At 63.2% G+C, this 22,774-nt stretch carries 17 protein-coding genes; 5 read left to right on the forward strand and 12 right to left on the reverse strand.

Annotated features, from left to right (window positions below; all coding sequences use genetic code 11):
- The first annotated feature begins 12 nt into the window (after positions 1-12).
- Positions 13-702 (forward strand): CBS domain-containing protein, encoded by a 690-nt coding sequence (locus BMW76_RS15815; RefSeq protein WP_090866574.1) that lies wholly within the window; start codon positions 13-15, stop codon positions 700-702.
- Between the two features lie 120 nt (positions 703-822).
- Positions 823-1,887, forward strand: coding sequence for a 1-phosphofructokinase family hexose kinase (locus BMW76_RS15820; protein WP_090866577.1), 1,065 nt, complete (start codon positions 823-825; stop codon positions 1,885-1,887).
- On the opposite strand, the gene BMW76_RS42600 is transcribed toward BMW76_RS15820, so the two are convergent.
- Positions 1,838-2,203 carry a ChaB family protein gene (locus BMW76_RS42600; RefSeq protein ID WP_322789272.1) on the reverse strand — a complete coding sequence of 122 codons (366 nt, stop codon included), beginning with the start codon at positions 2,201-2,203 and terminating at the stop codon, positions 1,838-1,840. The two genes, BMW76_RS15820 and BMW76_RS42600, sit on opposite strands and share 50 nt — an antisense overlap.
- A 179-nt stretch (positions 2,204-2,382) precedes the next feature.
- On the opposite strand from BMW76_RS42600, the gene BMW76_RS15830 reads away from it, so the two are divergent.
- The gene (locus tag BMW76_RS15830; protein WP_090866582.1) at positions 2,383-6,507 is read left to right on the forward strand and encodes an ATP-binding protein; all 4,125 of its coding nucleotides are present in this window, start codon (positions 2,383-2,385) and stop codon (positions 6,505-6,507) included.
- Positions 6,508-6,524: 17 nt separating this feature from the next.
- Here the strand turns inward: BMW76_RS15830 and BMW76_RS15835 are convergent, their stop codons facing one another.
- The 9 genes from BMW76_RS15835 to BMW76_RS15875 form a co-directional block, all read right to left on the reverse strand.
- Positions 6,525-7,190, reverse strand: a complete 666-nt coding sequence (locus BMW76_RS15835) for a response regulator (protein ID WP_090866584.1) — start codon at positions 7,188-7,190, stop codon at positions 6,525-6,527.
- Complete coding sequence (locus BMW76_RS15840) at positions 7,187-9,058, reverse strand: type IV pili methyl-accepting chemotaxis transducer N-terminal domain-containing protein (protein WP_090866586.1); 1,872 nt, start codon at positions 9,056-9,058, stop codon at positions 7,187-7,189. Before BMW76_RS15840 ends, BMW76_RS15835 begins: the two co-directional genes overlap by 4 nt.
- 213 nt (positions 9,059-9,271) lie before the next feature.
- Entirely contained in the window at positions 9,272-9,673 is a 402-nt protein-coding gene (locus BMW76_RS15845; protein ID WP_090866588.1) for a SirB2 family protein, read from the reverse strand.
- A 49-nt stretch (positions 9,674-9,722) separates the two neighbouring features.
- Entirely contained in the window at positions 9,723-10,502 is a 780-nt protein-coding gene (locus tag BMW76_RS15850) for a peptidylprolyl isomerase (protein WP_090866590.1), read from the reverse strand.
- Positions 10,503-10,518: 16 nt separating this feature from the next.
- Positions 10,519-11,241: a respiratory nitrate reductase subunit gamma gene (gene narI, locus BMW76_RS15855; RefSeq protein WP_090866592.1), complete on the reverse strand. Its 723-nt coding sequence runs from the start codon at positions 11,239-11,241 to the stop codon at positions 10,519-10,521.
- Positions 11,238-12,023, reverse strand: coding sequence for a nitrate reductase molybdenum cofactor assembly chaperone (gene narJ / locus BMW76_RS15860; RefSeq protein ID WP_177200400.1), 786 nt, complete (start codon positions 12,021-12,023; stop codon positions 11,238-11,240). Before narJ ends, narI begins: the two co-directional genes overlap by 4 nt.
- A gap of 3 nt (positions 12,024-12,026) precedes the next feature.
- A complete protein-coding gene (gene narH / locus BMW76_RS15865) occupies positions 12,027-13,550 on the reverse strand; it encodes a nitrate reductase subunit beta (protein WP_090866594.1) in 1,524 nt (507 codons plus the stop codon).
- A complete protein-coding gene (locus BMW76_RS15870) occupies positions 13,550-17,383 on the reverse strand; it encodes a nitrate reductase subunit alpha (protein WP_090866596.1) in 3,834 nt (1,277 codons plus the stop codon). The genes narH and BMW76_RS15870 overlap by 1 nt, the downstream gene beginning before the upstream one ends.
- Positions 17,384-17,401: 18 nt before the next feature.
- Positions 17,402-18,811, reverse strand: coding sequence for a NarK family nitrate/nitrite MFS transporter (locus BMW76_RS15875; RefSeq protein WP_090866598.1), 1,410 nt, complete (start codon positions 18,809-18,811; stop codon positions 17,402-17,404).
- 858 nt (positions 18,812-19,669) lie between these two features.
- On the opposite strand from BMW76_RS15875, the gene BMW76_RS15880 reads away from it, so the two are divergent.
- Both BMW76_RS15880 and BMW76_RS15885 read left to right on the forward strand, forming a co-directional pair.
- Positions 19,670-20,098, forward strand: a complete 429-nt coding sequence (locus BMW76_RS15880) for a hypothetical protein (protein WP_218162539.1) — start codon at positions 19,670-19,672, stop codon at positions 20,096-20,098.
- A gap of 123 nt (positions 20,099-20,221) precedes the next feature.
- Positions 20,222-20,887 carry a response regulator transcription factor gene (locus BMW76_RS15885; RefSeq protein WP_090866602.1) on the forward strand — a complete coding sequence of 222 codons (666 nt, stop codon included), beginning with the start codon at positions 20,222-20,224 and terminating at the stop codon, positions 20,885-20,887.
- A 17-nt stretch (positions 20,888-20,904) separates the two neighbouring features.
- Here the strand turns inward: BMW76_RS15885 and BMW76_RS15890 are convergent, their stop codons facing one another.
- Together BMW76_RS15890 and BMW76_RS15895 are read right to left on the reverse strand one after the other, a co-directional pair.
- Positions 20,905-21,282, reverse strand: a complete 378-nt coding sequence (locus BMW76_RS15890) for an ESPR-type extended signal peptide-containing protein (protein ID WP_090866604.1) — start codon at positions 21,280-21,282, stop codon at positions 20,905-20,907.
- A gap of 556 nt (positions 21,283-21,838) precedes the next feature.
- Complete coding sequence (locus tag BMW76_RS15895) at positions 21,839-22,528, reverse strand: response regulator transcription factor (RefSeq protein ID WP_090866606.1); 690 nt, start codon at positions 22,526-22,528, stop codon at positions 21,839-21,841.
- Between the last annotated feature and the right edge of the window lie 246 nt (positions 22,529-22,774).

Below are 22,774 nucleotides of genomic sequence, written 5' to 3' on the forward strand. Positions count from 1 at the left end.
CAGGAGAAGACCATGCGAGCCATCGACGTGATGACACCGTCCGTGATTTGCGCACAACCTGACATGACCGTTCAGGAAGCGGCGAAGCGTCTCGTGGACAACGGGATAAGCGGCATGCCCGTTGTCGACGAAAGCGGCGCGCTCGTTGGCATCGTCAGCGAGGGGGATCTGTTGCGGCGTGTCGAAACATCGACGCAGACGCGAAACCCCTGGTGGCTGGAATTCCTTTCGTCCACGCGCGAGCTGGCGACGACCTTCGTGAAAGAGCGCGGGCGCCTCGTGGGCGACGTGATGACGTCCGAAGTGATGACCGTCGACGAGCAGACATCGCTGATGCATATCGCCGACATGATGGAAAGGCGCAGCATCAAACGCGTGCCGGTTATGCGCGACGGCAAGCTGGTCGGCATCGTGAGCCGCTCGAATCTGATCCGCGCGCTTGCAAGCGCGCCGCCGCCGATACGAGACGATGCGCCCGTCGGCGATAGGGAAATTGCCGACGCGATCGTCGCCGCTTTGCACGGCAAGCGGTGGGCGTTGCCGAAGGAGAATGTGATCGTCGTCGATGGCGTCGCGCATCTGTGGGGAATGATCCAGTCCGACGAAGAAGAGAAAGCGCTGTGCATCGCCGCCAGCGAAGTGAAGGGCGTGAAGCGCGTGCAGGCGCATCTGGCCTTTCCCACTATCATGCCGCTGATGTGAGCGTTGATGCAGGTACACATTTGAGCGCTGGCCGGCGATGAGCAATCGAAACGACGCATGCATCGAGAGCGTGCTTCGCATCGAACGCATCGAGCCGGCTGAGACGTAAAGGAAATAGCGATGACCGACATGCTCACCGTTACGTTGAATCCCGCCGTCGATATTTCGACGTCCGTCAATCGCATCGTCGATACGCGCAAGCTCCGATGCGAAGTAGCGCAACGCGATCCTGGCGGCGGAGGGATCAATGTTGCGCGTGTCCTGCACCGTCTGGGCGCGCGATGTGCGGCGCTCTTTCTCGCGGGCGGCGATCATGGCCGCACGCTGTGCAGCCTGCTCGCGGCTGAAGGGCTGGATACGCGCTGGGTGGAGATCGCGGGCGAGACCCGCGAGAATTTCTCGGTCGTCGAATCGTCGAGCGGATTGGAATATCGCTTCGTTCTCCCAGGACCGCACGTGATGGCGGACGAATGGGATGCCTGTCTGCGCAGCCTTGCCACCAATCTGCGGGACGCCCGCTTTCTCGTGCTGAGCGGCAGCCTGCCGCGCGGCGTGCCCGTCGATGCCTACGCCCAGCTTGCGCGCGTGGCAGTCGCTGTGAGGCCGAACATCCGCGTGGCCGTCGATGCGTCGGGGCCCGCTCTCGCCGCCGTGCTGGACAGCGGACTCGTCGATATCGTCAAGCCGAGTCTCAACGAACTGCGCGAGCTGACGGGCTTGCCGCTGCCGGATGCCGACAGCCAGGCCGACGCGGCGCGGGCGTTGATCGCGGACGGCAAGGCGCGGATGGTCGCGCTGACGCTTGCGGAAAATGGCGCGCTGCTGACGACGCGCGACGAGACCTACTGCATGCCCGCGCTGAAAGCCGAGGTGCGAAGTGCGATCGGCGCAGGCGACAGCTTTCTCGCCGGCATGCTCTGGGCGCTGGACCAGGGCGCAGTGCCCCGCGAAGCGCTCGGTTACGGGACTGCCGCGGCCGCCGCAACGATGAAGCAGCCGGGTACGCGGCTTTGCGATGCGCGCGACGTGGCCCGCGCGTATGTCACGGAGAATCGCCTGTCGCCGCGCAAGCCGCCCGATCCGGGAACACGGTTCCCGGATACGAGAGGCGCGTCGCGTTCTCACAAGGACACGTCTAGGATTTGCGGACCCACGTTTCGCCTTCCTTGTCGTAGGACCGCTTGACGGCCGCCCACGCGATCCGGTGAGCCGCCTCTTCGCGGCGCGGATCAGAGGCATGCGCATCGAACGCGTGATTGAACGCGGCGCGATAGATATCCTGGGCGTGAGAGGGCAGGTGATCCCGGACGGACGCCGGAAGATCCTCGTTTGTCTGATAGGGCATCGCATCTCCCGTTGGACAGGTCGTGAACGCATGGCACGCCTGGACACAAACCCATGATGCTCTGACGTTTCGAGTCTCTGCGAGTCTCTGCAAGACGGCGGCAAGCATCCCCGCTTTCCGCGCCGATCCCGCTTCCGATCCTGCTTCCGCCTCCATCCGAACGGGTCACTCCAGCCGCGGCCCACTTTTCAAATGCATTTGACAACAGATGGCCAGCTAATTATCTGTCGGTGCATCAGCGCGTGCAGTCTGCGTCGCAAACTTCATTCCACGCGGCTTCGCCAGCGCGTCAACGTCAGCGGTTGACTTTGCTGTTCGCGTTTTTCCGGAGTGCCATGCACAAGACCTCGATCTTTCGCGTCAGACTGCCCCTGCTTCTGCTCTTGCTGGTGACGTTTGCCGTACTGTCGAGCGGGGCCGTCGGACAGACATCACCACAGACACCATCGCAGACGACCACGTCGGACAACCTCACCGTCGGGGTGGTCGAAGGAGGCTGGCCCCCGATTGTGATTCTGAACAACGGTCAGCTGTCCGGCGCCGCATTCGATTTCCTGAAGGCCGTTCTGGACCCTTCGACGCAGGTGCGGGTTCAGATCTTTCCAGACTTCGAATCACTGAACGCGGCTGTATGCGCGGGCTCTGTGGATATCGTGCTCGGCCTCCAGGGACCGGGCCGACCGAGGCCCTGCCTGGTGCTTTCGGATGCGTATTTCGATTCCGATGTGCTGGTGGTCGGACGTGCGTCGGATACAGCGGCGGGCAGCATGCTCGCGCGCCTCGCCGGCAAACGCATCGCCACGGAAGCCGGCTCTTACATCGAGCGGGTATCGCACGAGCGCTACCCCGATTCCATCTTCGTGCACGTGACCAATGCGCACGCCGGCCTGAGCGCGGTGTTGCACAGCGATGCCGATGTCTATATCACGCTGGCGCCCGTTGTCGAATACGCGTTGTCGCAGTCAGAGTTTGCCGGGCTGGCAGAAATCAATCGCTACCGGGAAACGGAAAGCGGCGTCCATTTCGGCTTTCCCCGCGCACGGCAAATGCTGCGCGACGCGCTCAACGAGCGGCTGAACGCGCTGCCCGCCGATGCCCGCCAGCGCATCGTGAGCCGCTGGATGAGCACGGGACCGATCCAGCAGCAGACCGCGGGGCCGTTCTTTCTGACGGGTGACGAGCGCGCCTATCTGCGCTCGCTGCCGCCGCTGCGCGTAGCCGCCGATACGGGACTGGCGCCCTACGCGTATGTCGACGACGGTGGCGAGCCGCACGGCATGGCGCTCGACTATCTCCGCTATCTGGCGGACAAGCTGGGCGTCACCTTCGTGCGCGAGCGCCTGCCCGACTTCGCCACGACAGTGGATGCGCTGCAATCCGGCAAGCTGGATCTCATCGCCGTCGCCGTGCCAGGCGATTCCGCGCTGCGTGGCATTCCCGTGTCGCGTCCGTACGCGACGTTTCCCGTCGTCGTCGTGGGCGCGCGGGATACGCCCGCGATCGGCCAGATGCGCGAACTCAACGACAAGCGCGTGGCCGTCGCCGAGGGCGGCGGTCTGCGCTCCCTCGTGATATCGGCGGCGCCGCAGGCGCGCATCATTGCGGTTCCGGATATCGAAACCGGCATGAACGCCGTCGCTCAGCGAACGGCCGATGTCTATGTGGACGATCTGGCCGCCGCCGACTACATGCTGAATCGGATGCATGGCGGCAATCTTCGCGTCATCGGCTCCGGCGGCGCTCCGCTGCAGACTGGCATTGCGATGGCGCCGACGCTGGCCGCCCGGCTCATGCCGCTCGTCAACCGCGCACTGGCTTCGATGCCGGACACCGAGCGGCTGGCAATCCAGAACCGCTACTTCGCCGCGAACTACGTGCTCGGTCCGTCCTGGCGAGACATCGCCGCGCGGATTGCGCCCTTCGCGATCGCGATGCTCGTGGTCATCGCCGTGTTGTGGCGCTCGCGGCGACTGCTGCGCAAAGAGGCGCAGGTGCGCCGCGAAGCGGAACTCCGGCTGCTCGACGTGACGAGCCAGTTGCCGGCGACGGCCTTCCAGTTTCGACGCGGGAAGAACCGCGATCCGGGTTACACGTGGCTGAGTGGCAGTTCCGTCGAGCTGTTCGGCAAGACCAGCGCCGAACTGCAAGTCGGCGCGAACATGCTGTCGTCGATCCATCCCGACGACCGCGACGCGCTTTTAGCGGATCTCCGCAATGCCGGCCAGAGCTTGACGGCCGTCAGCCGTGAGGTCCGCGTGCAGCGTCACGACGCGTTCAGATGGACGCGGCTGCATGCGGTGCCGCAGACAGCGGGCAACGGCGATCTCGTCTGGAATGGCTACTGGCGCGATGCGGAGCAGGAGCACGAATACGCGGCTGCGCTTGCCGCGGCCCGTGATGCCGCCGAGCAGGCGTCGCGCGCGAAGAGCGACTTTCTCGCGACGATGAGCCACGAAATACGCACGCCGATGAGTGCCGTGCTGGGCCTGATCGAGTTGCTGGCTCACAGCAACCTTCGCCCCGATCAGACCGACAAGGTAAAGCTGATCTCGCAGGCCGCCGAATCGTTGCTGCAGATACTGAACGACATACTCGACTACTCGAAGATCGAAACGGGCAAGATCGTTATCGAGCGCGCGTCCGTCGATATCCGCGAACTGTGTGCGAGCAGCCTCGGCCTGCTTTTCTGGCGCGCGCAGGAAAAAGGCCTGAGGCTCGGGTTGTGCATCGACGCGGCCGTGGCGCCCCTGGTTTGGAGCGACGGCGTGCGGCTGCGGCAGGTTCTTTTCAATCTGCTCAGCAACGCGATCAAGTTCACCACGGAGGGCAGCGTCACGCTCGACGTCGAACGGGCGGACGAAGCGGATGGCGTGCAAAGCATCGTGTGGCGCGTCACCGATACGGGCATCGGCGTCAGCGCGGAGCAGCAGGCGCAGTTGTTCCAACCATTCGTGCAAGCCGAGGCGTCGACGACGCGGCGCTTCGGCGGCACGGGCCTCGGGCTGTCGATCTGCCGGCGCCTCGTGGATATGCTGGGCGGCACCATCGGCATGAACGGCGAGATTGGCCGTGGCACGCGCGTGGAGTTTCGTGTGCCGCTGGAAGTCTGTCAGCGGGAGTTTCAGTGCTGTCCGCTCGGGGGCTTGACGGTTGGCCTGCGTATCCGTGACGCCTATGTGCTGCGCAGTCTGACGGAAGCCGTGCGTACGCTCGGAGGCGCCGTGGCGACGCTGGACCCGAACGGGTTGCCTGGCACTGCCGGCACGTTGCCAGCGCAGTGTCAGCTGATCATCGACGATTATCTGACGGCGGCAGAACGGCCTTCGGACGGACTGCTCGCGCACGATCGACACGAGCCCGTCGTTCACGAGCAGACGGGGCATGTGCCTGTCATTCCTACGACTGCCGCGCCCAAGTCCAGCGGATATCTGCGGGTGGGAGACGTCTTTTATCTGGGCGTTTATCCCGTCACGTTGCAGGGTGTTTCGGCCGTACGCAACGCCGCACTGCACGGCGATGCGGAACCCGGCCTGGAGTCGCCCGCATCGGCGTTCGCGCCGCTTGTGCCGCTTGTGCCACGCAGCCGCGACGACGCGTTGCGCCAGCACGTTCTGATCCTGATTGCCGAAGACAACCCCATCAACCGTCATCTGATCCGGCAGCAGCTCGAACTGCTCGGCTGCACGTGCGATGCCGTTGAAGACGGCGCACAAGCGCTGGAGGCTTTGGAGTCCACGGACTATGCGTTGTTGATCACGGACTGCCACATGCCGAAGAGGGACGGCTACACGCTCGCGACGCGCATACGCGCCCGGGAAGATGGCGCGCGCCGCATGCCGATCGTCGGATTGACGGCGAGCGTCGGGCGTGAAGAGCGCGGCGAATGTGTTGCCGCCGGGATGGACGAATGCCTTTACAAGCCGGCAAAGCTCAGTGATCTGGTCACGTGCATCGCCCGGTTTGCGCCTCAGTGCCTGCCGGGTCCCGAAGCATGGGCGAGCGAAGAAGCGGTTGCGTCGAATGCTGGTGCGACGGTAGCCGATGCAGGCTTCGTTCGCGGAGGCGTTGCCGCCGGGATGGACTCAGCTTCCGCAGCCGTCGCTACCCAGGCGAGCGAGGCAAGCGCTCTGCCGGATCTCGACTGGTCCGCCATCAACCAGAGTTTCGGCAGCAGCGGACGCGACGACGCGCTGATCGCGGTCATCGCCCAGACGTTGATCTCGGACGCGGACGAACTGCAACTTCTGCTGGACGAGCCCGGCACCGGGCCGGCCGCGCTGCGGCAATGGATTCATCGCGTCGACGGCGGCGCGTCGGTGCTCCGGTACGAACCGCTGAAGCGCGCGCTGCAGACGTTCCGCGCCAGCGTGCTGACGGGCGATCCGCCGCAGTACGTCGCGGCAGGCGAACGGATGCTGCGCGAGTTGCGCGAGATTGCCGACCATCTCGCGCGTCAGTGAAACAGCACGGGGGAATCCTACGTTGCGCGCGCGACCGCGTAAGTGGCTGCCTGCACGCGCGAGCTGAGCTTCAGCTTGCGCAGAATGTGCTGCACGTGAATCTTGACGGTGGTTTCCGCAATATTCATCGCGCGCGCGATTTCCTTGTTGGTCCGGCCTTGCGCGACCTGCGCGAGGATTTGCTCTTCGCGCGGCGACAGATTATGGATCGGGTCCTCTTCGGATGCAGCTTTTTCGTCCTTGCCTTGCAGCGATTGAAACGCGGTGACGAGCTTGCTGGTCATCTCCGGGCTGACGGTCGATTCGCCTGCCATCGTTCGCACGATCGCCGCGGCCATCACGTCGCTGTCGACGGTCTTGAGCAGATAGCCGCGCGCGCCGCCGCGCAGCGCGGCAGACAGATCGCTTTCGTCTTCGCTGACGGTCAGCATCAGCACACGGGCATGCGGCGCCGCTTCGAGAAGTCCCGGCAGTGCATCGACGCCGCTGACGCCCGGCAGATGATTGTCGAGCAGGATGATGTCCGGTTGCGTTTCGGCGGCGCGCCGGTAGGCTTCGCCGGCATCGCCCGCCTCGGCGACTACTTCGAAGCGCGAGTCGGCTCTCAACAGCGCGGTGACGCCGCGCCGGAACAGCGTGTGATCGTCGACCACGAGCACGCGGATCAATGTCGGGTCTGTCATGCTGCCAGCCTCCTGCGTTCGGGCAAGGTGAGTACGATGCGCGTGCCCGATTCGGGCATCGAGTCGATTAATACGGCGGCGCCGATGCGCTCGGCGCGCTCGTGCATGATCCGCAAGCCGATATGGCGATCGTTTTGCACAGCGCCGCTGACGAAGCCGCATCCGTTGTCGCGGACCGTCACGCGCCATGGCGGTTCCTGCTGCACGTCGAGCCATACCTCGGTTGCGTGAGCGTGCTTGCGGATATTCGACAGCGCTTCCTGAACGACGTGCAGCACCTGCACCTGAACGTCGGCGGGCAGCGGCACGCCGTGTCCTTCGACGGACAGATGCGTCGCGAGTCCCGTCTGGTGCTCGAATTTTTGCAACGTCGTGCGCAGCGCGGGAATGATGTCTTCGCCGCTCGTGCGCGTGCGGAAATTCAGCAAAAGCTCCCGCACGTCGGACAGGCTCTCGTGAATGCCGGCATCGAGTTCGCCTACCGTCCGCTCGACGCGCGGCTCGTCCGCATGCCTGATCGCGCCGCGCAAGAGGCCGATCTGGATCTTCATGAAGGCGAGGCTTTGCGCGATCGAGTCGTGCATTTCGCGCGCAAGCAGATTGCGCTCGGCAGCGACGGCCGCTTCGCGTTCCAGCGCTCCCGCGCGCAGACCTTCGAGCGCGACGGCAAGGTGACTTCCCATCGTTTCGATCAGCACGCGGTCCTCGTCCGTCAGCGTCGCGGGGACGTTGAAGAACAGATCCAGTTCGCCGACCATTCTGTCCTGCAATTTGACGGGCACGCCGATCACGGTGCTGAAACCGGCTTTCGAGCAATGCCCGAACGAACCCGGATGAGCGGGGTGGATCGGAATTACGCGCGTGCCCGCTTGCGCGTGCTGCTGGCCGCAATGGCAGCCGCCTGTCGGAATGCACTTTTCGCTTTCGGAAATCTCAGTCGGCAGGCCGTCCGATGCCACGAGCAGATAGCGCTGATTGGCTTCGTCGGTCCATCGCACGGCGGTCGCATCGGCCTTCACCGCCAGCCGCGCCAGTCTCGCAAAGCCGCTTGCGAGTTCGTCGAATGTCGCCGCGTGCGCGGCAAACGCGCTTGCCTCATAGAGCGTGCTGAGCCGGGCATTTTGCGCGGCGAGCCGTTCGGTCTTTTCCTCGACTTTCACCTCCAGATTCTGATAAAGCTCCTGGAGCGTTTCGGCCATCCGGTTGAAGCCTTCGGACAGCGTGCCGAATTCGTCGTTCGAGTCGACTTTGACGCGCGCCGTCAGATCGCCTTCCCGCACGCGCGCGAGTCCCGTCTTGAGCCGTTCGAGCGGATTGAACACGAAGATATAGGCCGAATAAAGCAGCGTGACCGCGCTCGCAATCGTCAAGCCGATCATGAAAACCTGCAGCATGTTCAGGATCGCGGTCAGATAGGACAGTCGCCCCTCGATGGCCGACACGAGCCGATCGATATGCTTGACGAAATCCTCGGCCTCGGCGGCTGCCTGCGCCGAATCGGGCACGGGGGAAGCGGTCCAGTGGCCGCGCACCAGGGTCCATGCGCGTTGCACGTCCGCGAACGCGTCCGTCGAGCGTGCGTCGCGCGGCACGAACAGTGGCCGCGCAGGATCGCCGTTGCGCAACAGCGCGACGCTTTGCTCGAACTGATCGGCTTGTGCCTCGATGTGCGCGGGATCGCCGCGCGCGAGCGTTTGCGCGAGCCGCCAGGTTTGCATGCGCATGCGGCCCGCTTCATTGACGGCGGCCGCGCCGCCTTCGAGCTGCCAGCTTGCCCACAGCGTGTAGCCAATCGAAACGGACGCCGCAAGCAGCAGCAAACCGCCGATGATGCCTAGCTTCGCCGCGAGAGTCTGGAATTTTTTCATTGACGTCGGTAGGTTGCTCGGAACCGTCGGCCGGTAATTCGGCTGGCGGTCGACACCCAGAGCCTTCTTCCGACAATGTGCCGTTGCCTGGTCGAGAGAAGTCTGATCCAGATCAAGCGTTTGCCGTTGTGTCGTCAGGCTGGTTGGGCTGGTGACATCAGATGACAAAAGCAGGCTGCAAAGCAGTTGAGCGTGACCTGGGATGGACGAGCACTACGCGTGCGCGAGCAGTCCGAGCGGCCGATGGGTGACGGCAACCGACGCAATCAGCAGATACAGCGCGAGCGCGCATCCGAAGCTCACGCATTGGACGAACCGCGTGCGGCCGTGTTTCAGCGCAAACGATCCAGCCACGATATAGGCAACCAGCAGAAGCAGCTTGGTGCCAAGCCATGCGTCCCGTACGGGGTTCAGATGCAGCATGAGCCACAACGTGACGCCGGCTGCCAGCAGTGACGTGTCGATCACGTAGCTGAGCCGGCGCCAGCCGGGACGCGTGGGCCAGGCTTGCCCGGTCAGCGTGGCCGCGCCGCGCGTCGCGAACAGCAGGCCGCTGCTAGCCACGAACGACACATGAGCGAGCTTCACATACGGATAGAGTTCGATCAGCGGCATGGAATGGACAAGCGGGCAAGGGCGGGTGAAAGGGCTTCGATAGAGCGGATTACTGGACGAGCGGCGTTGCGGCCGCTTCGATATCGACGCCGATGATATCCGCGTGTGCGGCCTCGAGGCTGACATACTGACGTACTGCCGTCGAAAACGCCAATTGCCGCAGGGTCTGCGCGACGGCTGTACGCACCGTCTCGAAGTCTTGCTGCGCGCCGGGCTTGCGCGCGAGGACTTCCACCACATGCAAGCCGAAGCGCGTATGCACCAGCCGTGGCAATACGCCGATCTCCGTCTGGCCGAAAAGTTGCGAGGCGAATTCGGGCGCGCATTCGTCGGCGGCGAGCCATCCCAGGTCGCCGCCCGCAGCGCCGCTCGGGCAATTCGACAACTCGGCCGCCGCGCGGGCGAAACGGTCGACTTTGTCGGCATCGCTGCATCGCACGTCGAGCAGACACGCTTCCGCCCGCTGACGAAGCGCGTTGACGTCCACGCCCTGCGTCACGGCGAACAGCACATGCCGCGCGTGCACGCATTCGCCCACCGCGTAGCGGGCCGGGTGAGCGGCGTAGTAGCGGCGGCACGCGTCGTCGGCGGGTTCCGGCACGTGCAGCACGCGTTCGAGCAGCGCGTCGATGGCGGCCGTCGCCGCGGGACTCGTTGCGCCGTCCGCGGATGTGGGGTCGTCCGCGTCGAGCAGTCCTTGCGCAATGGCCGCCTGCCGCAATAGCTCGGTGCACGCGCGCTGGCGCAGCGTTCCGGCGTCGAGCATTTCGTCCGGACGATGAAGCGCCACGCCATTGACCGTTGCGACGTCCGTCGGATCGTTCTGCATGGTTGACTCCCTGAGTTCAGAGTTTGCGGGCCGACTGACCCTGCGAGCGCACGTTCAGCCGACGCGAACGCACGAGCTGGTAAGGCCGGAACACATAGGCCACCGATGCGAACCCGCTCCACACGTGCACGAGCCGGCTGAACGGGAACAGCAGAAAAATCGTCATGCCGAGCACGATGTGCACCTTGAACGGCCACTCGACGGTAAGCAGTCCGCTCGCGTCCGGGCGGAACGTCACGATCCGCTGGGCCCAGTCGGCGAGCACGAGCATCGTGTGCGCGTCCGCGCGGTCGGCGAACGAGAAGGGCAGCGTGATCAGGCCGAGGCACAGTTGCACCCACAGGATCACGAGAATCGCGATATCCGTGCGGCGGCTCGTGAGGCGGATGCGCGGATCGGACAGACGCCGGTGAAGGAGCAGCGTCAGCCCGACGAAGCAGATCAGTCCCGCCGTTCCGCCCGAAATGATCGCGAGCAACTGCTTGTGCTGCGCGCTGATGAACGGCTCATAGAGCGCATGCGGCGTCAGCAGGCCGACCGTGTGCCCGAACAGCAGGAACAGGATGCCGATGTGAAACAGGTTGCTGCCCCAGCGTAACTGTCCGGCCCGCAAGAGCTGGGATGAATCGCTTTTCCACGTGTACTGGTCGCGGTCGAAGCGGATGAGACAGCCCAACAGGAACACGGCGAGGCACACATACGGATAGACGCCGAAGAAGAAGTTGTGCACGGGGTTCATGCCGATGCTCCTTGCTCAGGTTGCACAGGTTGCGCACGAAACTGCGCATGAGATTGCGCATCAGGTTGCGCATGAAGTTGCATGCGGGATTGCGTTTGAAGAGGCTCGCGCTCGTTTCTGACGATGCGCACGGGCTGTGGCTCGCCGGGGCGTCGCTGGCCTTGGGACGAGCATCCGTCGAAGGCGGCGGGCTCGCTCCAGGTTTCGTCGAGGCCCGGCTCGCGCGGCAGTTCGACGGCACGCACCGGTTCTCCCGCGAGGTCGAGCAGCGCGGCCAGCACGCTCGCATACGCGCTTTGCCGACGGGTCAGTGCGCTGTAGAGATTGCGCAGGATATGCGCGGTTTCGCCGAGCAGGCCCCTCGCGGATTCGGGCGGCTGCGTCGATGCGTATTCGAGCAGCACGGTCAGATGATCGGGCAGTTCATCCGACGCGAGATACAGCCCCGCTTGCTCGTAGGTCTGGATCAGATCGATCATCGCCGGACCGCGCTCGCGCGAGTCGCCGTGCACGTGCTCGAACAGATGCAGCGCGGTGCCGCGACCGCGATCGAACAGATCGACGTAAGCGGCCTCGGTGTCGAAGCCGTCGTCGCCCAGCAGCGTGTCGATGAGCGAGTCGATTTCGCCAAGCCGTTGCGCACAGAGCGTGTCTTGCGCATGCAGCGCGTCGCGCATCTCGGGCAGGGCCGCTCGCAACGCCGCATCCGGATAATCGAGAAGATGCGCGAGCACGCGCAGCGTCGTCTTGAGCGAAGGTTGATCGGTATAGATAGTGGACATCGCTCAGCCCTCCACGCGAATCGGAATCGTGCGCCTCTTCTCGCTGCCGAACAGGCTCGTTTCCGTGACGCCCTCCGAACAGCCGTTGCCGAAGCTGAAACCGCAGCCGCCGCGCACATTGAAGGCGTTCTCCGCATATTCGCGGTGCGACGTCGGGATGACGAAGCGGTCTTCGTAGTTCGCAATGGCCATCACGCGATACATCTCGTCGACTTCCGCGACGCTGAGCCCGACCTGCTGAAGCACCGCGTGGTTTTCGCGTCCATCGACGTGACGGCCCCGCTGCCACGCGCGCATGGCCAGCATGCGTTCGAGTGCGCGGACGACAGGCGCGGTGTCGCCGGCCGTCAGCAGGTTCGCGAGGTATCGGACGGGCACGCGCAACTGGCTCACGTCAGGGATTTCGCCGTTCGCGCTCACGTGCCCAGCGTTCGCGGCGGCCGTGATGGGCGAAAGGGGCGGCACGTACCAGACCATCGGCAGCGTGCGGTACTCGGGATGCAGCGGCAGTGCGACCTGCCACTCGACGGCCATCTTGTAGACAGGGCTCGCGCGAGCCGCGTCGAGCCAGTTCTGCGGCACGCCGTCCTTGAGCGCCTGCGCGATCACGGCGGGATCGTGCGGATCGAGAAAGACGCCGAGCTGGGCCTGATACAGGTCCTTGTCGTGCTCGACGCTTGCCGCCTGTTCGATGCGATCGGCGTCATACAGCAGCACGCCCAGATAGCGGATGCGTCCGACGCAGGTTTCAGAGCAGACGGTCGGCTGGCCGGCCTCGATGCGCGGATAGCAGAAGATGCACTTCTCGGCCTTGCCGCTCTTCCAGTTGTAGTAGATCTTCTTGTACGGACAGCCGCTCACGCACATGCGCCAGCCCCGGCACTTGTCCTGATCGATCAGCACGATGCCGTCTTCCTCGCGCTTGTAGATCGAGCCCGACGGGCACGACGCGACGCACGCCGGGTTCAGGCAGTGCTCGCACAGGCGCGGCAGATACATCATGAAGGTGTTTTCGAACTGGCCGTAGATATCCTTCTGGATATCGTCGAAATTGCGGTCCTTGCTGCGCTTGCTGAATTCGCCGCCCAGAATCTCTTCCCAGTTCGGCCCCCAGACGATCTTCTCCATGCGCTGCCCGGTGATCAGACTACGCGGCCGCGCAGTGGGCGCCGCCTTCATTTCGGGCGCGCGATGCAGATGCTCGTAGTCGAACGTGAAGGGCTCGTAGTAGTCGTCGATCTGCGGCAGATTCGGATTCGCGAAGATCTTCATCAGCAGCTTCCACTTCGCGCCCTGACGTGGCGCGATCGAACCATCCGCACGGCGCTCCCAGCCGCCATTCCACTTGTCCTGGTTTTCCCATTCCTTCGGGTAGCCGATACCCGGTTTCGTTTCGACGTTGTTGAACCATGCATACTCGACCCCCGGCCGGCTGGTCCATACGTTCTTGCAGGTCACGCTGCAGGTATGGCATCCGATGCACTTGTCGAGATTCAACACCATGCCGATCTGTGCGCGTACTTTCATCATTGACTCCTTCGGTTCGTCGACAGGTCAGGGTTTTCGCCCTGGGTCTGGTATGCCCGCGCGAGTCCGTCATCGCGCGGGGTATCCAGCCAGTCGACGTTCTTCATCTTGCGCACCACCACGAATTCGTCGCGGTTCGTGCCGATCGTGCCGTAGTAGTTGAAGCCGTAGCTGAGTTGCGCGTAGCCGCCGATCATGTGCGTGGGCTTCAGGACGATTCGCGTGACGGAGTTGTGGATGCCGCCCCGCACGCCCGTGATCTCCGAGCCCGGCGTGTTGATGATCTTTTCCTGCGCGTGATACATCAGCACCATGCCGGGGTTCACGCGCTGGCTGACCACCGCGCGCGCCGCAATTGCGCCGTTGATGTTGAAGAGCTCGACCCAGTCGTTGTCCTCGATGCCGGCGCGCCGCGCGTCGTCCTCGCTCAGCCAGACGACAGGGCCGCCGCGATTGAGCGTGAGCATCAGCAGGTTGTCGCTGTACGTGCTGTGAATGCCCCATTTCTGGTGCGGCGTGATGAAGTTCAGCACGACCTCGGGATGACCGTTCGGCTTGATCTCGTGGATATCCGACGTCGCTTTAAGGTCCACGGGCGGGCGATAGCTCGAAAATCCTTCGCCGAATGCGATCATCCACGGATGATCTTGATAGAACTGCTGCCGGCCCGTGAGCGTGCGCCACGGAATCAGTTCATGCACGTTCGTATAGCCCGCGTTGTAGCTGACCGTCTCGCTTTCGATGCCGCTCCACGTCGGCGAGCTGATGATCTTGCGCGGTTGCGCCTGCACGTCGCGATAGCGGATCTTTTCGTCTTCGCGATAGAGCGCTAGGTGACGGTGATCGCGGCCGGTTGCCTTCGACAGCGCTTCCCACGCCTTCACGGCAACGTGTCCGTTCGTTTCGGGCGCGAGTTGCAGGATCACTTCGCACGCGTCGATGTCGGACACGATGCGCGGCATGCCTTTCGTCGAGCCTTCCGCTTCCGTGATGCCGTTGAGCTGGCCGAGCTGCTTGACCTCCGTTTCCGTTTTCCACGCGATGCCCTTGCCGCCGTTGCCCACCTTGTTCATCAGCGGGCCGAGTGCGGTGAAGCGCTTGTACAGGTTCGGATAGTCGCGCTCGACCACGGCGATCTGCGGCGCGGTCTTGCCCGGAATCAGCTCGCATTCGCCCTTGTGCCATTCCTTCACGCCGAACGGTTGCGCGAGCTCGGCAGGCGAGTCGTGCATCAGCGGCGTGAGCACGACGTCCTGCTCGACGCCGAGATGCCCGACGCACACTTCGCTGAAAGCCTTCGCAAATCCCTTGTAGATTTCCCAGTCGGAACGCGACTGCCAGACAGGATCGACGGCGGCCGAAAGCGGATGAATGAACGGATGCATGTCGCTGGTATTGAGGTCGTTCTTCTCGTACCAGCTTGCGGTCGGCAGCACGATGTCCGAGTACAGGCACGTCGTGCTCATGCGGAAGTCGAGGGTCACCAGCAAGTCGAGCTTGCCTTCGGGCGCTTGTCCGTGCCACTTCACTTCGGTGGGGCGTGCGTCGTCGTCGCCGAGATCCTTGCCCTGCACGCCGTTTTCCGTGCCGAGCAGGTGCTTGCAGAAATATTCGTGACCCTTGCCCGATGAGCCCAGCAGGTTCGAGCGCCACACGAACATGTTGCGTGGCCAGTTCTGCGGCGCATCGGGGTCTTCGCAGCTCATTTGCAGGCTGCCGTCGCGCAGGCTGTTCGCCACATAGTCCTTTGCTTCCATGCCGGCAGCGGCGGCATCCCTGGCGAGATGCAGCGGGTTGGTCCGCAGTTGCGGCGCGCTCGGCAGCCATCCCATGCGCTCCGCGCGCACGTTGTAGTCGATCATGCTGCCGCCGTAGATCTGCCGGTCCGCGAGCGGCGAGACGATTTCCTCCATGTCGAGCTTCTCGTAGCGCCATTGGTCCGTGTGGGCATAGAAGAAGCTCGTGCTGTTCATCTGGCGCGGCGGGCGCGCCCAGTCGAGCGCGAAGGCGAGCGCCGTCCAGCCCGTCTGCGGACGCAGCTTTTCCTGGCCGACGTAATGCGCCCAGCCGCCGCCGCTCTTGCCGATGCAGCCGCACATCATCAGCAGGTTGATCACGCCGCGGTAGTTCATGTCGGCGTGATACCAGTGATTCATCGCCGCGCCGATGATCACCATCGAGCGGCCTTGCGTCTTGTCCGCGTTGCTTGCGAACTCGCGCGCGACGGTGATGATCTGATCGCGCGGCACGCCCGTGATCGACTCGGCCCAGGCGGGCGTATAGGCGGCATTGTCATCGTAGCCGGACGCGCCACTGCCGAGCCCACGATCGATGCCGTACTGCGCAGCCTGGAGGTCGAACACGGTCGCCACCAGCGCGTCGCGGCGCTCGCCTTCCTTGCCGAGCGGCAGGCGCACTACGGGCACGCGGACGTGATTGATCTGCCCGTTCAGCGGATTGGCCGTGAAGTGCGGCGACTCGACGCCGCCGAAGTAGGGCAGCGCGACATCGACGATCTCATGCGCCTGCTCGCCGTCTTCGAGCATGGAGAGCTTGAGCTTGACCTGTGCATCGTGACGCGCTTCCTTGTCTTCGAGATTCCACCTGCCCTTGTCGTCGCCATCCTGCGCGCTCCAGCGAAAGCCGATCGAGCCGTTCGGCAACACCGCGCGCCCAGTCGCATCGAACGCGATCGTCTTCCATTCGGGGTTGTTGCTTTGTCCGAGTGCGCCGTTGAAGTCGCTTGCGCGCAGGTAGCGGTCCGGCACGAGCGTCGTGCGCCCGTCGGGCAGCGTGTGCTCCTTGAGCATCACGAGCATCGGCAGGTCGGTGTAGCGCCGCGCGTAGTCATCGAAATAGGCGCTGCGTGTCCTGAAGTAGAACTCGTTTAGCACCACGTGGCCGAACGCCATCGCGAGCGCCGCGTCCGTGCCTTGCCGAGGATGCAGCCACAGGTCGGACAGCTTCGCGACTTCGCTGTAGTCCGGCGTCACGGCGACCGTTTTCGTGCCCTTGTAGCGGACTTCGGTGAAGAAGTGCGCATCGGGCGTGCGTGTCTGCGGAACGTTGCTGCCCCACGCGATGATGTACGAGGAGTTGTACCAGTCCGCCGACTCGGGCACGTCCGTCTGCTCGCCCCAGACTTGCGGGCTGGCGGGCGGCAGGTCGCAATACCAGTCGTAGAAGCTCATGCATACGCCGCCGATCAGGCTCAGGTAGCGGCTTCCCGCTGCATAGCTGACCATCGACATTGCCGGAATCGGCGAGAAGCCGATCACGCGGTCGGGACCATGCTGCTTGATCGTGTAGACGTTGGCCGCGGCGATGAGCTTGTTCACTTCGTCCCATGTGCTGCGCACGAAGCCGCCCATGCCGCGCACCTTCTGATAATCGCGCCGGGCATCGGCGTTCTCGACGATCGACGCCCACGCATCGACGGGATCGCGATGGACGCTGAGCGCCTCGCGCCAGCGCTTGAGCAGCCGGCCGCGCACCATCGGATGCTTGATGCGGTTCGCGCTGTACAGGTACCACGAATACGACGCGCCGCGTGCGCAGCCGCGCGGTTCGTGGTTCGGCATGTCCCAGCGCGTACGCGGATAGTCGGTCTGCTGCGTTTCCCACGTGACGATGCCGCCCTTCACGTAGATCTTCCAAGAGCAGGAGCCCGTGCAGTTCACGCCGTGCGTGCTGCGCACGATCTTGTCGTGCGACCAGCGGTTCCGGTACGCGTCTTCCCAGGTGCGGTCTTCAGCTGTGGTCAGACCGTGGCTGTCCGCGAAGCGCTCCTTGGGCAGAGCGAAGTGGCTCAGTCGGTCGAGAAAGTGGCTCATAGGGTTGCGCTCCGGGGTTCAACAAGGCATCGGCGCGTTGCGGCGGGCGTAGTGCCACCAGGTCAGCGCGATGCAGATCAGGTAAAAGGCGACGAAGATGTACAGCGCGGCCTGCGGGCCGCCCGTGAGGGCGATCGAGCTGCCGTAGCTCTTTGGGATGAAGAAGCCGCCATAAGCCGCGATCGCCGCTGCGAAGCCGAGCGTGGCGGCCGCTTCCGTATTGCCTTCCCTGGTTGCGCGCTGCACTGCGTCGCGATCGTTGGCGTCGACTTCCTTCAGCTTCGAGGACAGGAAGATCACGGGGATCATGCGGAAGGTCGAGCCGTTGCCGATGCCCGTCGTCAGGAACAGCACGAGAAAGCTCACGAAGAAGCCCGAGAAGGCACCGCCCGACGGACCCGACGGCAGGAACCAGAGGACGCCGCCCACCGCGCATGCCATCACGACGAAGTTCCACAGCGTCACGCGCGCGCCGCCGAGCTTGTCCGCGAGCCAGCCGCCGAACGGCCGGACGACGGCGCCGACGAGCGGCCCGAGCCACGCATACGCGAGAGGATTCACGCCGGGGAACTGGCTCTTGATCAGCAGCGGAAATCCCGCCGCGTAGCCGATGAACGAGCCGAACGTGCCGAGATACAGGACGCACATCAGCCAGTTGTGCTTGCGCCGGAAAATGACGGCCTGCTCGGCGAACGACGCCTTGGCCTCCGCGAGATCGTTCATGCCGAACCATGCGGCCAGTGACGCGATCGTGATCCATGGAACCCAGATGAACGCGGCGTTCTGCGTCCACACGTGCGAAATCTGTCCATCCTTGACGATGCTTTGCGGATCGCCGGCGAACACGCCGAAGATCCCCGCCGTCACGACGAGGGGACTAAGGAACTGCACCACCGACACGCCCAGGTTGCCGAGCCCCGCATTGACGCCGAGCGCCGAGCCTTTGCGCTCGCGCGGGAAGAAGAAGCTGATGTTGGCCATGCTCGAGCTGAAGTTACCGCCGCCGAAGCCGCATAGCAACGCAAGCGAGAGCATCGTCGGATAGCTCGTGGACGTGTCCTGCACAGCGATGCCGATGCCGACGGCGGGGATCAGCAGCGATGCCGTCGAAATGGCCGTCCAGCGCCGACCGCCGACGAGCGGCACCATGAACGAATAGAAAATGCGCAGCGTCGCGCCGCTGAGCGCGGGCGCGGCGGCGAGCCAGAAGAGCTGGTTGGTCGAATACCGGAATCCGAGCGTCGGCAGGCTCACGGCGACGACGCTCCACACCTGCCAGATCGCAAACGCGAGGAAGAGGGCTGGGACCGAGATCCACAGATTGAGCTTGGCGACGGCTTCGCCCTCGCGTTCCCAGAACGCTTTGTCCTCGGGTGTCCAGATTTCGATCACGCGGCCGCGCCGCGTCGATAACGGTCTTGAACTCATCGTGCTTCTCCTTTGATACGTCCCGGCGTGCGTGGGCAGCCACGGGACGGCATGCAAGTCGCTGAGCACGATTGTGTTCGTCCGGCATCGGGATGAATATCCGCCGGATGGTCAGTCGGAGCGATCCGTTGGAACTAGGCGAAACGGCCCGGACATAGTTCTTTCGAACTATGTCGATCGCCCAGTGGCCGAAGGTTGAGATTGATCAATGCGATGGACGGGATTTCGTAGGCAGCGCCAGGCGGTATCAACAGGCATTTCCCGGGCCGATTATCGACAGCACCGAATGGGGAATGCGCGCGTCAATCGGTCGAATATTCGCGGTCGAATTAGTCGAAGTCCAATATACGCACCGCCATCGCAAAAATTCGAAATCCTTCTATAGGACTTGGCCACCAAAAGCCTTGAAATAACGATCACCCAGTCGTCACCGCAATACGGCTGGTGAATATGCTCCGATTTTCGGCCTTGCCGCCCCGAGTGGGGCGGCATTTTTTTGTTTCGCGATTTTGATCATCGCAGCGGGCCCGGAACGTGGAGCGAGGCAGACGAGCGTCTGTCATGCAAGGCAGTGGAAATCGATCACTCGTATCGCGCGAAATCGACATTCTTCTATATCTCGGTGAATACGGTTTTTTTACAGTCTGAATAACGCGCGGACTCCAGCACGCGGACGCATTCGTCGCGCAACGCAGCGGGGTAATGCACGTCCCGCGCCTTTACGCCAATCGGCACTTAGCTATTTTTCTTCGACCAGGTCCAATGCGTATGTTCGCTTCCAGGCAGTTCAGCCCAACATTGCGAAAGTGGTGTGAAGGAGTGGGTGACGCTTCGATATTTCTGCTACCGGCATTTTTCTTGCTGTCGCTTGCGCTGCTCGGCGCTCTGAGTCTGCACGGCAGAGCGACTCGCACGATGGTGTCGACTGCGTTCGCGTTTTCTGCGTCGATGGTCATCGTCACAGGGATGCTGCTGGCCGCGAGCGAGCAGCTTCGGCGATCGCAGCTCTCCAATCCGCTGCACATGCCGTTACGTGGACTGGAGCCGTCCATGCCGCACGCCGCGCACGCATCGGTCGGAGAAGCTCAGGGATGCCAGGGAGCGTCGCCGGATTGCGCGCTGTGCGCAATGGGTGGCGGCAGCGGCTTGCGCCTTGCCTGTGAGCACCGCGCCTGCTGCGATGGCGAGACAGCATGCAACGCTTCGTTATCGTCAAGGCGGAAGGACTTTATTCACATTTCTGTTCACAATGAACAGCGCACATTCGACTCGCGGATTTCTCAATAAAACCAGGCATGTCTTACAATGTAAAGGGCCGTATACCCAACCCGCGGAGATTGTGATGAACCATGCTGTTCGTCTGTTCGATCTGTCGAGGCAAATACCAACGGCTCTTCATTCGGTGCGCTCATGAGCAGCACGACGCGTAACGTCCGGGTCGTGCTGGCAGACGACCACCCAATTGTCCTTTTGGCCATTTCCGACACGTTCGCCGACATACCGGGCTACACGGTAGCGGCAAAGGCCCATTCGGGCGCGGAACTGGTTCGCCTGCTCGAAAAAGAACGCGCCGATCTCATCATCACCGATCTCGTGATGCAGGGCGACGAGCAGGTCGAACTCGACGGGCTGCGTCTCATCAGCATGCTGCGGCGCGCGCATCCGGATATTCCGCTCGTCGTCTTTACGATGGTCACGAGCGGCGGCATGTTTCATGAGCTCTGCAAGATGGGTGTCGCCGCAATCGTGAGCAAGGAAGAGCCGACATCCGAACTTGCGCAGATCTGCATGCGGGCTTTGGTCAGCAAGGACACGGTCATTTCGCCGAAGATCCAGCAGCGTCTCGCGCGCGAAGGCGCGCGGACGAAAGACCTGGGCCGCGAGCAGAAGCTCTCGCCACGCGAACTCGAAGTGGTGCGCCTCTTCGCGCAAGGTCTCTCCGTGACGGAGATCGCGCGCACATTGAGCCGCTCGGTGCCGACCGTCGCGACGCAGAAGCGCTCGGCCATGCGCAAGCTGCACGTCGAGAACCACGCTGAGCTCGTCAAATACGCAACCGAGATGGGACTTGCCTGATGGAGCGTCTCTTTGCTTCAGGGCAGGATTCGCCCCTCGAGATGCTGCGGATGCTCGAGCGCAATCTCAAGCGCGAGCGCCGCATCTTTTCCATCGCCGTCGGGCTGGCTACCCTGATTGATGGTCATCGTGTTGCCGTTGGGCTGCGAGATCGTCGCCTGGCCGGCCGTGACCTGGCCGCCCGTGGGCAGGGCCTGCGCGTGCGCGACGTCGGGTTGCGTGACCAGCAGGGCGAGGGCGACGGCCGTCATCGTCGAGATGACACCGAGTTCTGCGCCGCCCGTTGCGGCTGACCCTTCGCCGGGCTGCTTGCCCTGGCTCATCACGTGTTCTGCGACTGCGACCAGCATGCCGAGACGCTTGCTGAAGACCCGGCGAAACCGATTCTTGTTCATGTATGGAAGACTTCCGTGTAAATGAATGTACCGCCCCGACCTGGACGAGCGCGGACCTGCATGAGGCGCTGGCAGATGTGTGGCTGATGGGCGGCGCACACCTGTTACAAGCCTTTGATGATCAGGAATCCGATGCCTTTGTGAGCCACGCAAGCGGCTCGAAACACCCGGTTTTCTGGCGATCCCCAGCGTCGCGATTTCGGAAAAGTTCTATTTCCAGGTCGCTGCGCGAGTCGGAGCCGCACTTACGAATTCCCGAAGTGGATGGTAGAGAGAGGGCCGGGCGGGCTATATAGAAGAAGTTCGAATTTGCATGCTCGCAGACAGATGACGCGTCGCGGGCTGCGAAGGAGGGGGCACTGCAGGCGGGACAGAGGATGCGGCCGCTTGACGTTGCATCGCGATAGTCGCGGCAAAGAGCGGACCTGCGTGCGACTTTGTCAGTTCAGAAAAAGCGAGCGCCTCGACTTCAGTGTCCAGGCGGCGGCCGGGGCGCCCGAAGCACAGTCAAGGCGCCTTGAAAGAAGATAGAAAAGAGGGACCATCGACGGCCGGATCACGCGAATTCGAGCGTCTGATCCGTGCTCGATCTGTCCAGCCATAAGCCGTGTCCAGCGGCAAAGCGATACATTTCTGACTCGCCTGAAAAGCCTAGCCGCTTGCATGCTGCCGCGCGTTGCGTGCTAATGGTATTGGGGCGACGATGGAGCAGGCGAGCCGTCTCGCAGACGGTCAGTCCGCACAGCATCAGTCCCGCGACTTCCATCTGCCGCCGTGTGAGTCCGGCGAAGCGCCGCAGTTGAGGTAACGCATCGAACTGATCCATCGCGGCCTGCATGATCGGAGAAAAATAGCGCCTGCCCGCCGCGACGCGCCGAACAGCGGCCACGACCTCGGACATCTCTTCGCGCTTGCTGACGATGCCCGCAATGCCTCGCTTGACCAGACTTCCGATCAGGAACGGATCTTCGAACTCGCTATACACGAGCACAGGCAAGTGCGGATACTCACTCGAAACGGATGCAAGAAAACGCCATCCATTGAGCGCACGTTCGTCGGGCATCGAGTAGTCCGTTATCAACACGTCGCAAGCGGCATCGTTTAACAACGCCATCAATTGCGAGGAATTGCTTACTTCCCCCGTCACGCTAACGCCTGAATTTTCCAGCGCTTTGCGAAGCCCGTATAGCACGAGCGGATGATCGTCAGCGATCGCAACCTTGATGCATTTTTCTTTCACATTCATCCTTCGAAAAGCCAATTGATGCTGCTTTTCCAATTCGATGGCTTGTCAGCAATACCGGCCGTCTCCGTCTGTTGATATTGCAATGCCTTGTGTGCGGCAACGGAGATGCCGTCCTGATCATATTGACGCTGACGATCCCGTTTAGACCGTCGGCTGTCCCGGCGTCGGATTCTCTACGATCTCGGCGACACGGTTGATTGAGATACTGCCCCTCATGATCTGTTGCAAACAATAACCGACGTCGAT

The organism is Paraburkholderia diazotrophica, assembly GCF_900108945.1.
Classification (GTDB): Bacteria; Pseudomonadota; Gammaproteobacteria; order Burkholderiales; family Burkholderiaceae; genus Paraburkholderia; species Paraburkholderia diazotrophica.

Coding starts and splice junctions, on each gene's coding strand:
- BMW76_RS15815 (WP_090866574.1), top strand. CDS start 13: ATGCGAGCCATCGACGTGATGACACCGTCCGTGATTTGCGCACAACCT.
- BMW76_RS15820 (WP_090866577.1), top strand. CDS start 823: ATGACCGACATGCTCACCGTTACGTTGAATCCCGCCGTCGATATTTCG.
- BMW76_RS42600 (WP_322789272.1), bottom strand. CDS start 2,203: ATGGAGGCGGAAGCAGGATCGGAAGCGGGATCGGCGCGGAAAGCGGGG.
- BMW76_RS15830 (WP_090866582.1), top strand. CDS start 2,383: ATGCACAAGACCTCGATCTTTCGCGTCAGACTGCCCCTGCTTCTGCTC.
- BMW76_RS15835 (WP_090866584.1), bottom strand. CDS start 7,190: ATGACAGACCCGACATTGATCCGCGTGCTCGTGGTCGACGATCACACG.
- BMW76_RS15840 (WP_090866586.1), bottom strand. CDS start 9,058: ATGAAAAAATTCCAGACTCTCGCGGCGAAGCTAGGCATCATCGGCGGT.
- BMW76_RS15845 (WP_090866588.1), bottom strand. CDS start 9,673: ATGCCGCTGATCGAACTCTATCCGTATGTGAAGCTCGCTCATGTGTCG.
- BMW76_RS15850 (WP_090866590.1), bottom strand. CDS start 10,502: ATGCAGAACGATCCGACGGACGTCGCAACGGTCAATGGCGTGGCGCTT.
- narI (WP_090866592.1), bottom strand. CDS start 11,241: ATGAACCCCGTGCACAACTTCTTCTTCGGCGTCTATCCGTATGTGTGC.
- narJ (WP_177200400.1), bottom strand. CDS start 12,023: ATGTCCACTATCTATACCGATCAACCTTCGCTCAAGACGACGCTGCGC.
- narH (WP_090866594.1), bottom strand. CDS start 13,550: ATGAAAGTACGCGCACAGATCGGCATGGTGTTGAATCTCGACAAGTGC.
- BMW76_RS15870 (WP_090866596.1), bottom strand. CDS start 17,383: ATGAGCCACTTTCTCGACCGACTGAGCCACTTCGCTCTGCCCAAGGAG.
- BMW76_RS15875 (WP_090866598.1), bottom strand. CDS start 18,811: ATGAGTTCAAGACCGTTATCGACGCGGCGCGGCCGCGTGATCGAAATC.
- BMW76_RS15885 (WP_090866602.1), top strand. CDS start 20,222: ATGAGCAGCACGACGCGTAACGTCCGGGTCGTGCTGGCAGACGACCAC.
- BMW76_RS15890 (WP_090866604.1), bottom strand. CDS start 21,282: ATGAACAAGAATCGGTTTCGCCGGGTCTTCAGCAAGCGTCTCGGCATG.
- BMW76_RS15895 (WP_090866606.1), bottom strand. CDS start 22,528: ATGAATGTGAAAGAAAAATGCATCAAGGTTGCGATCGCTGACGATCAT.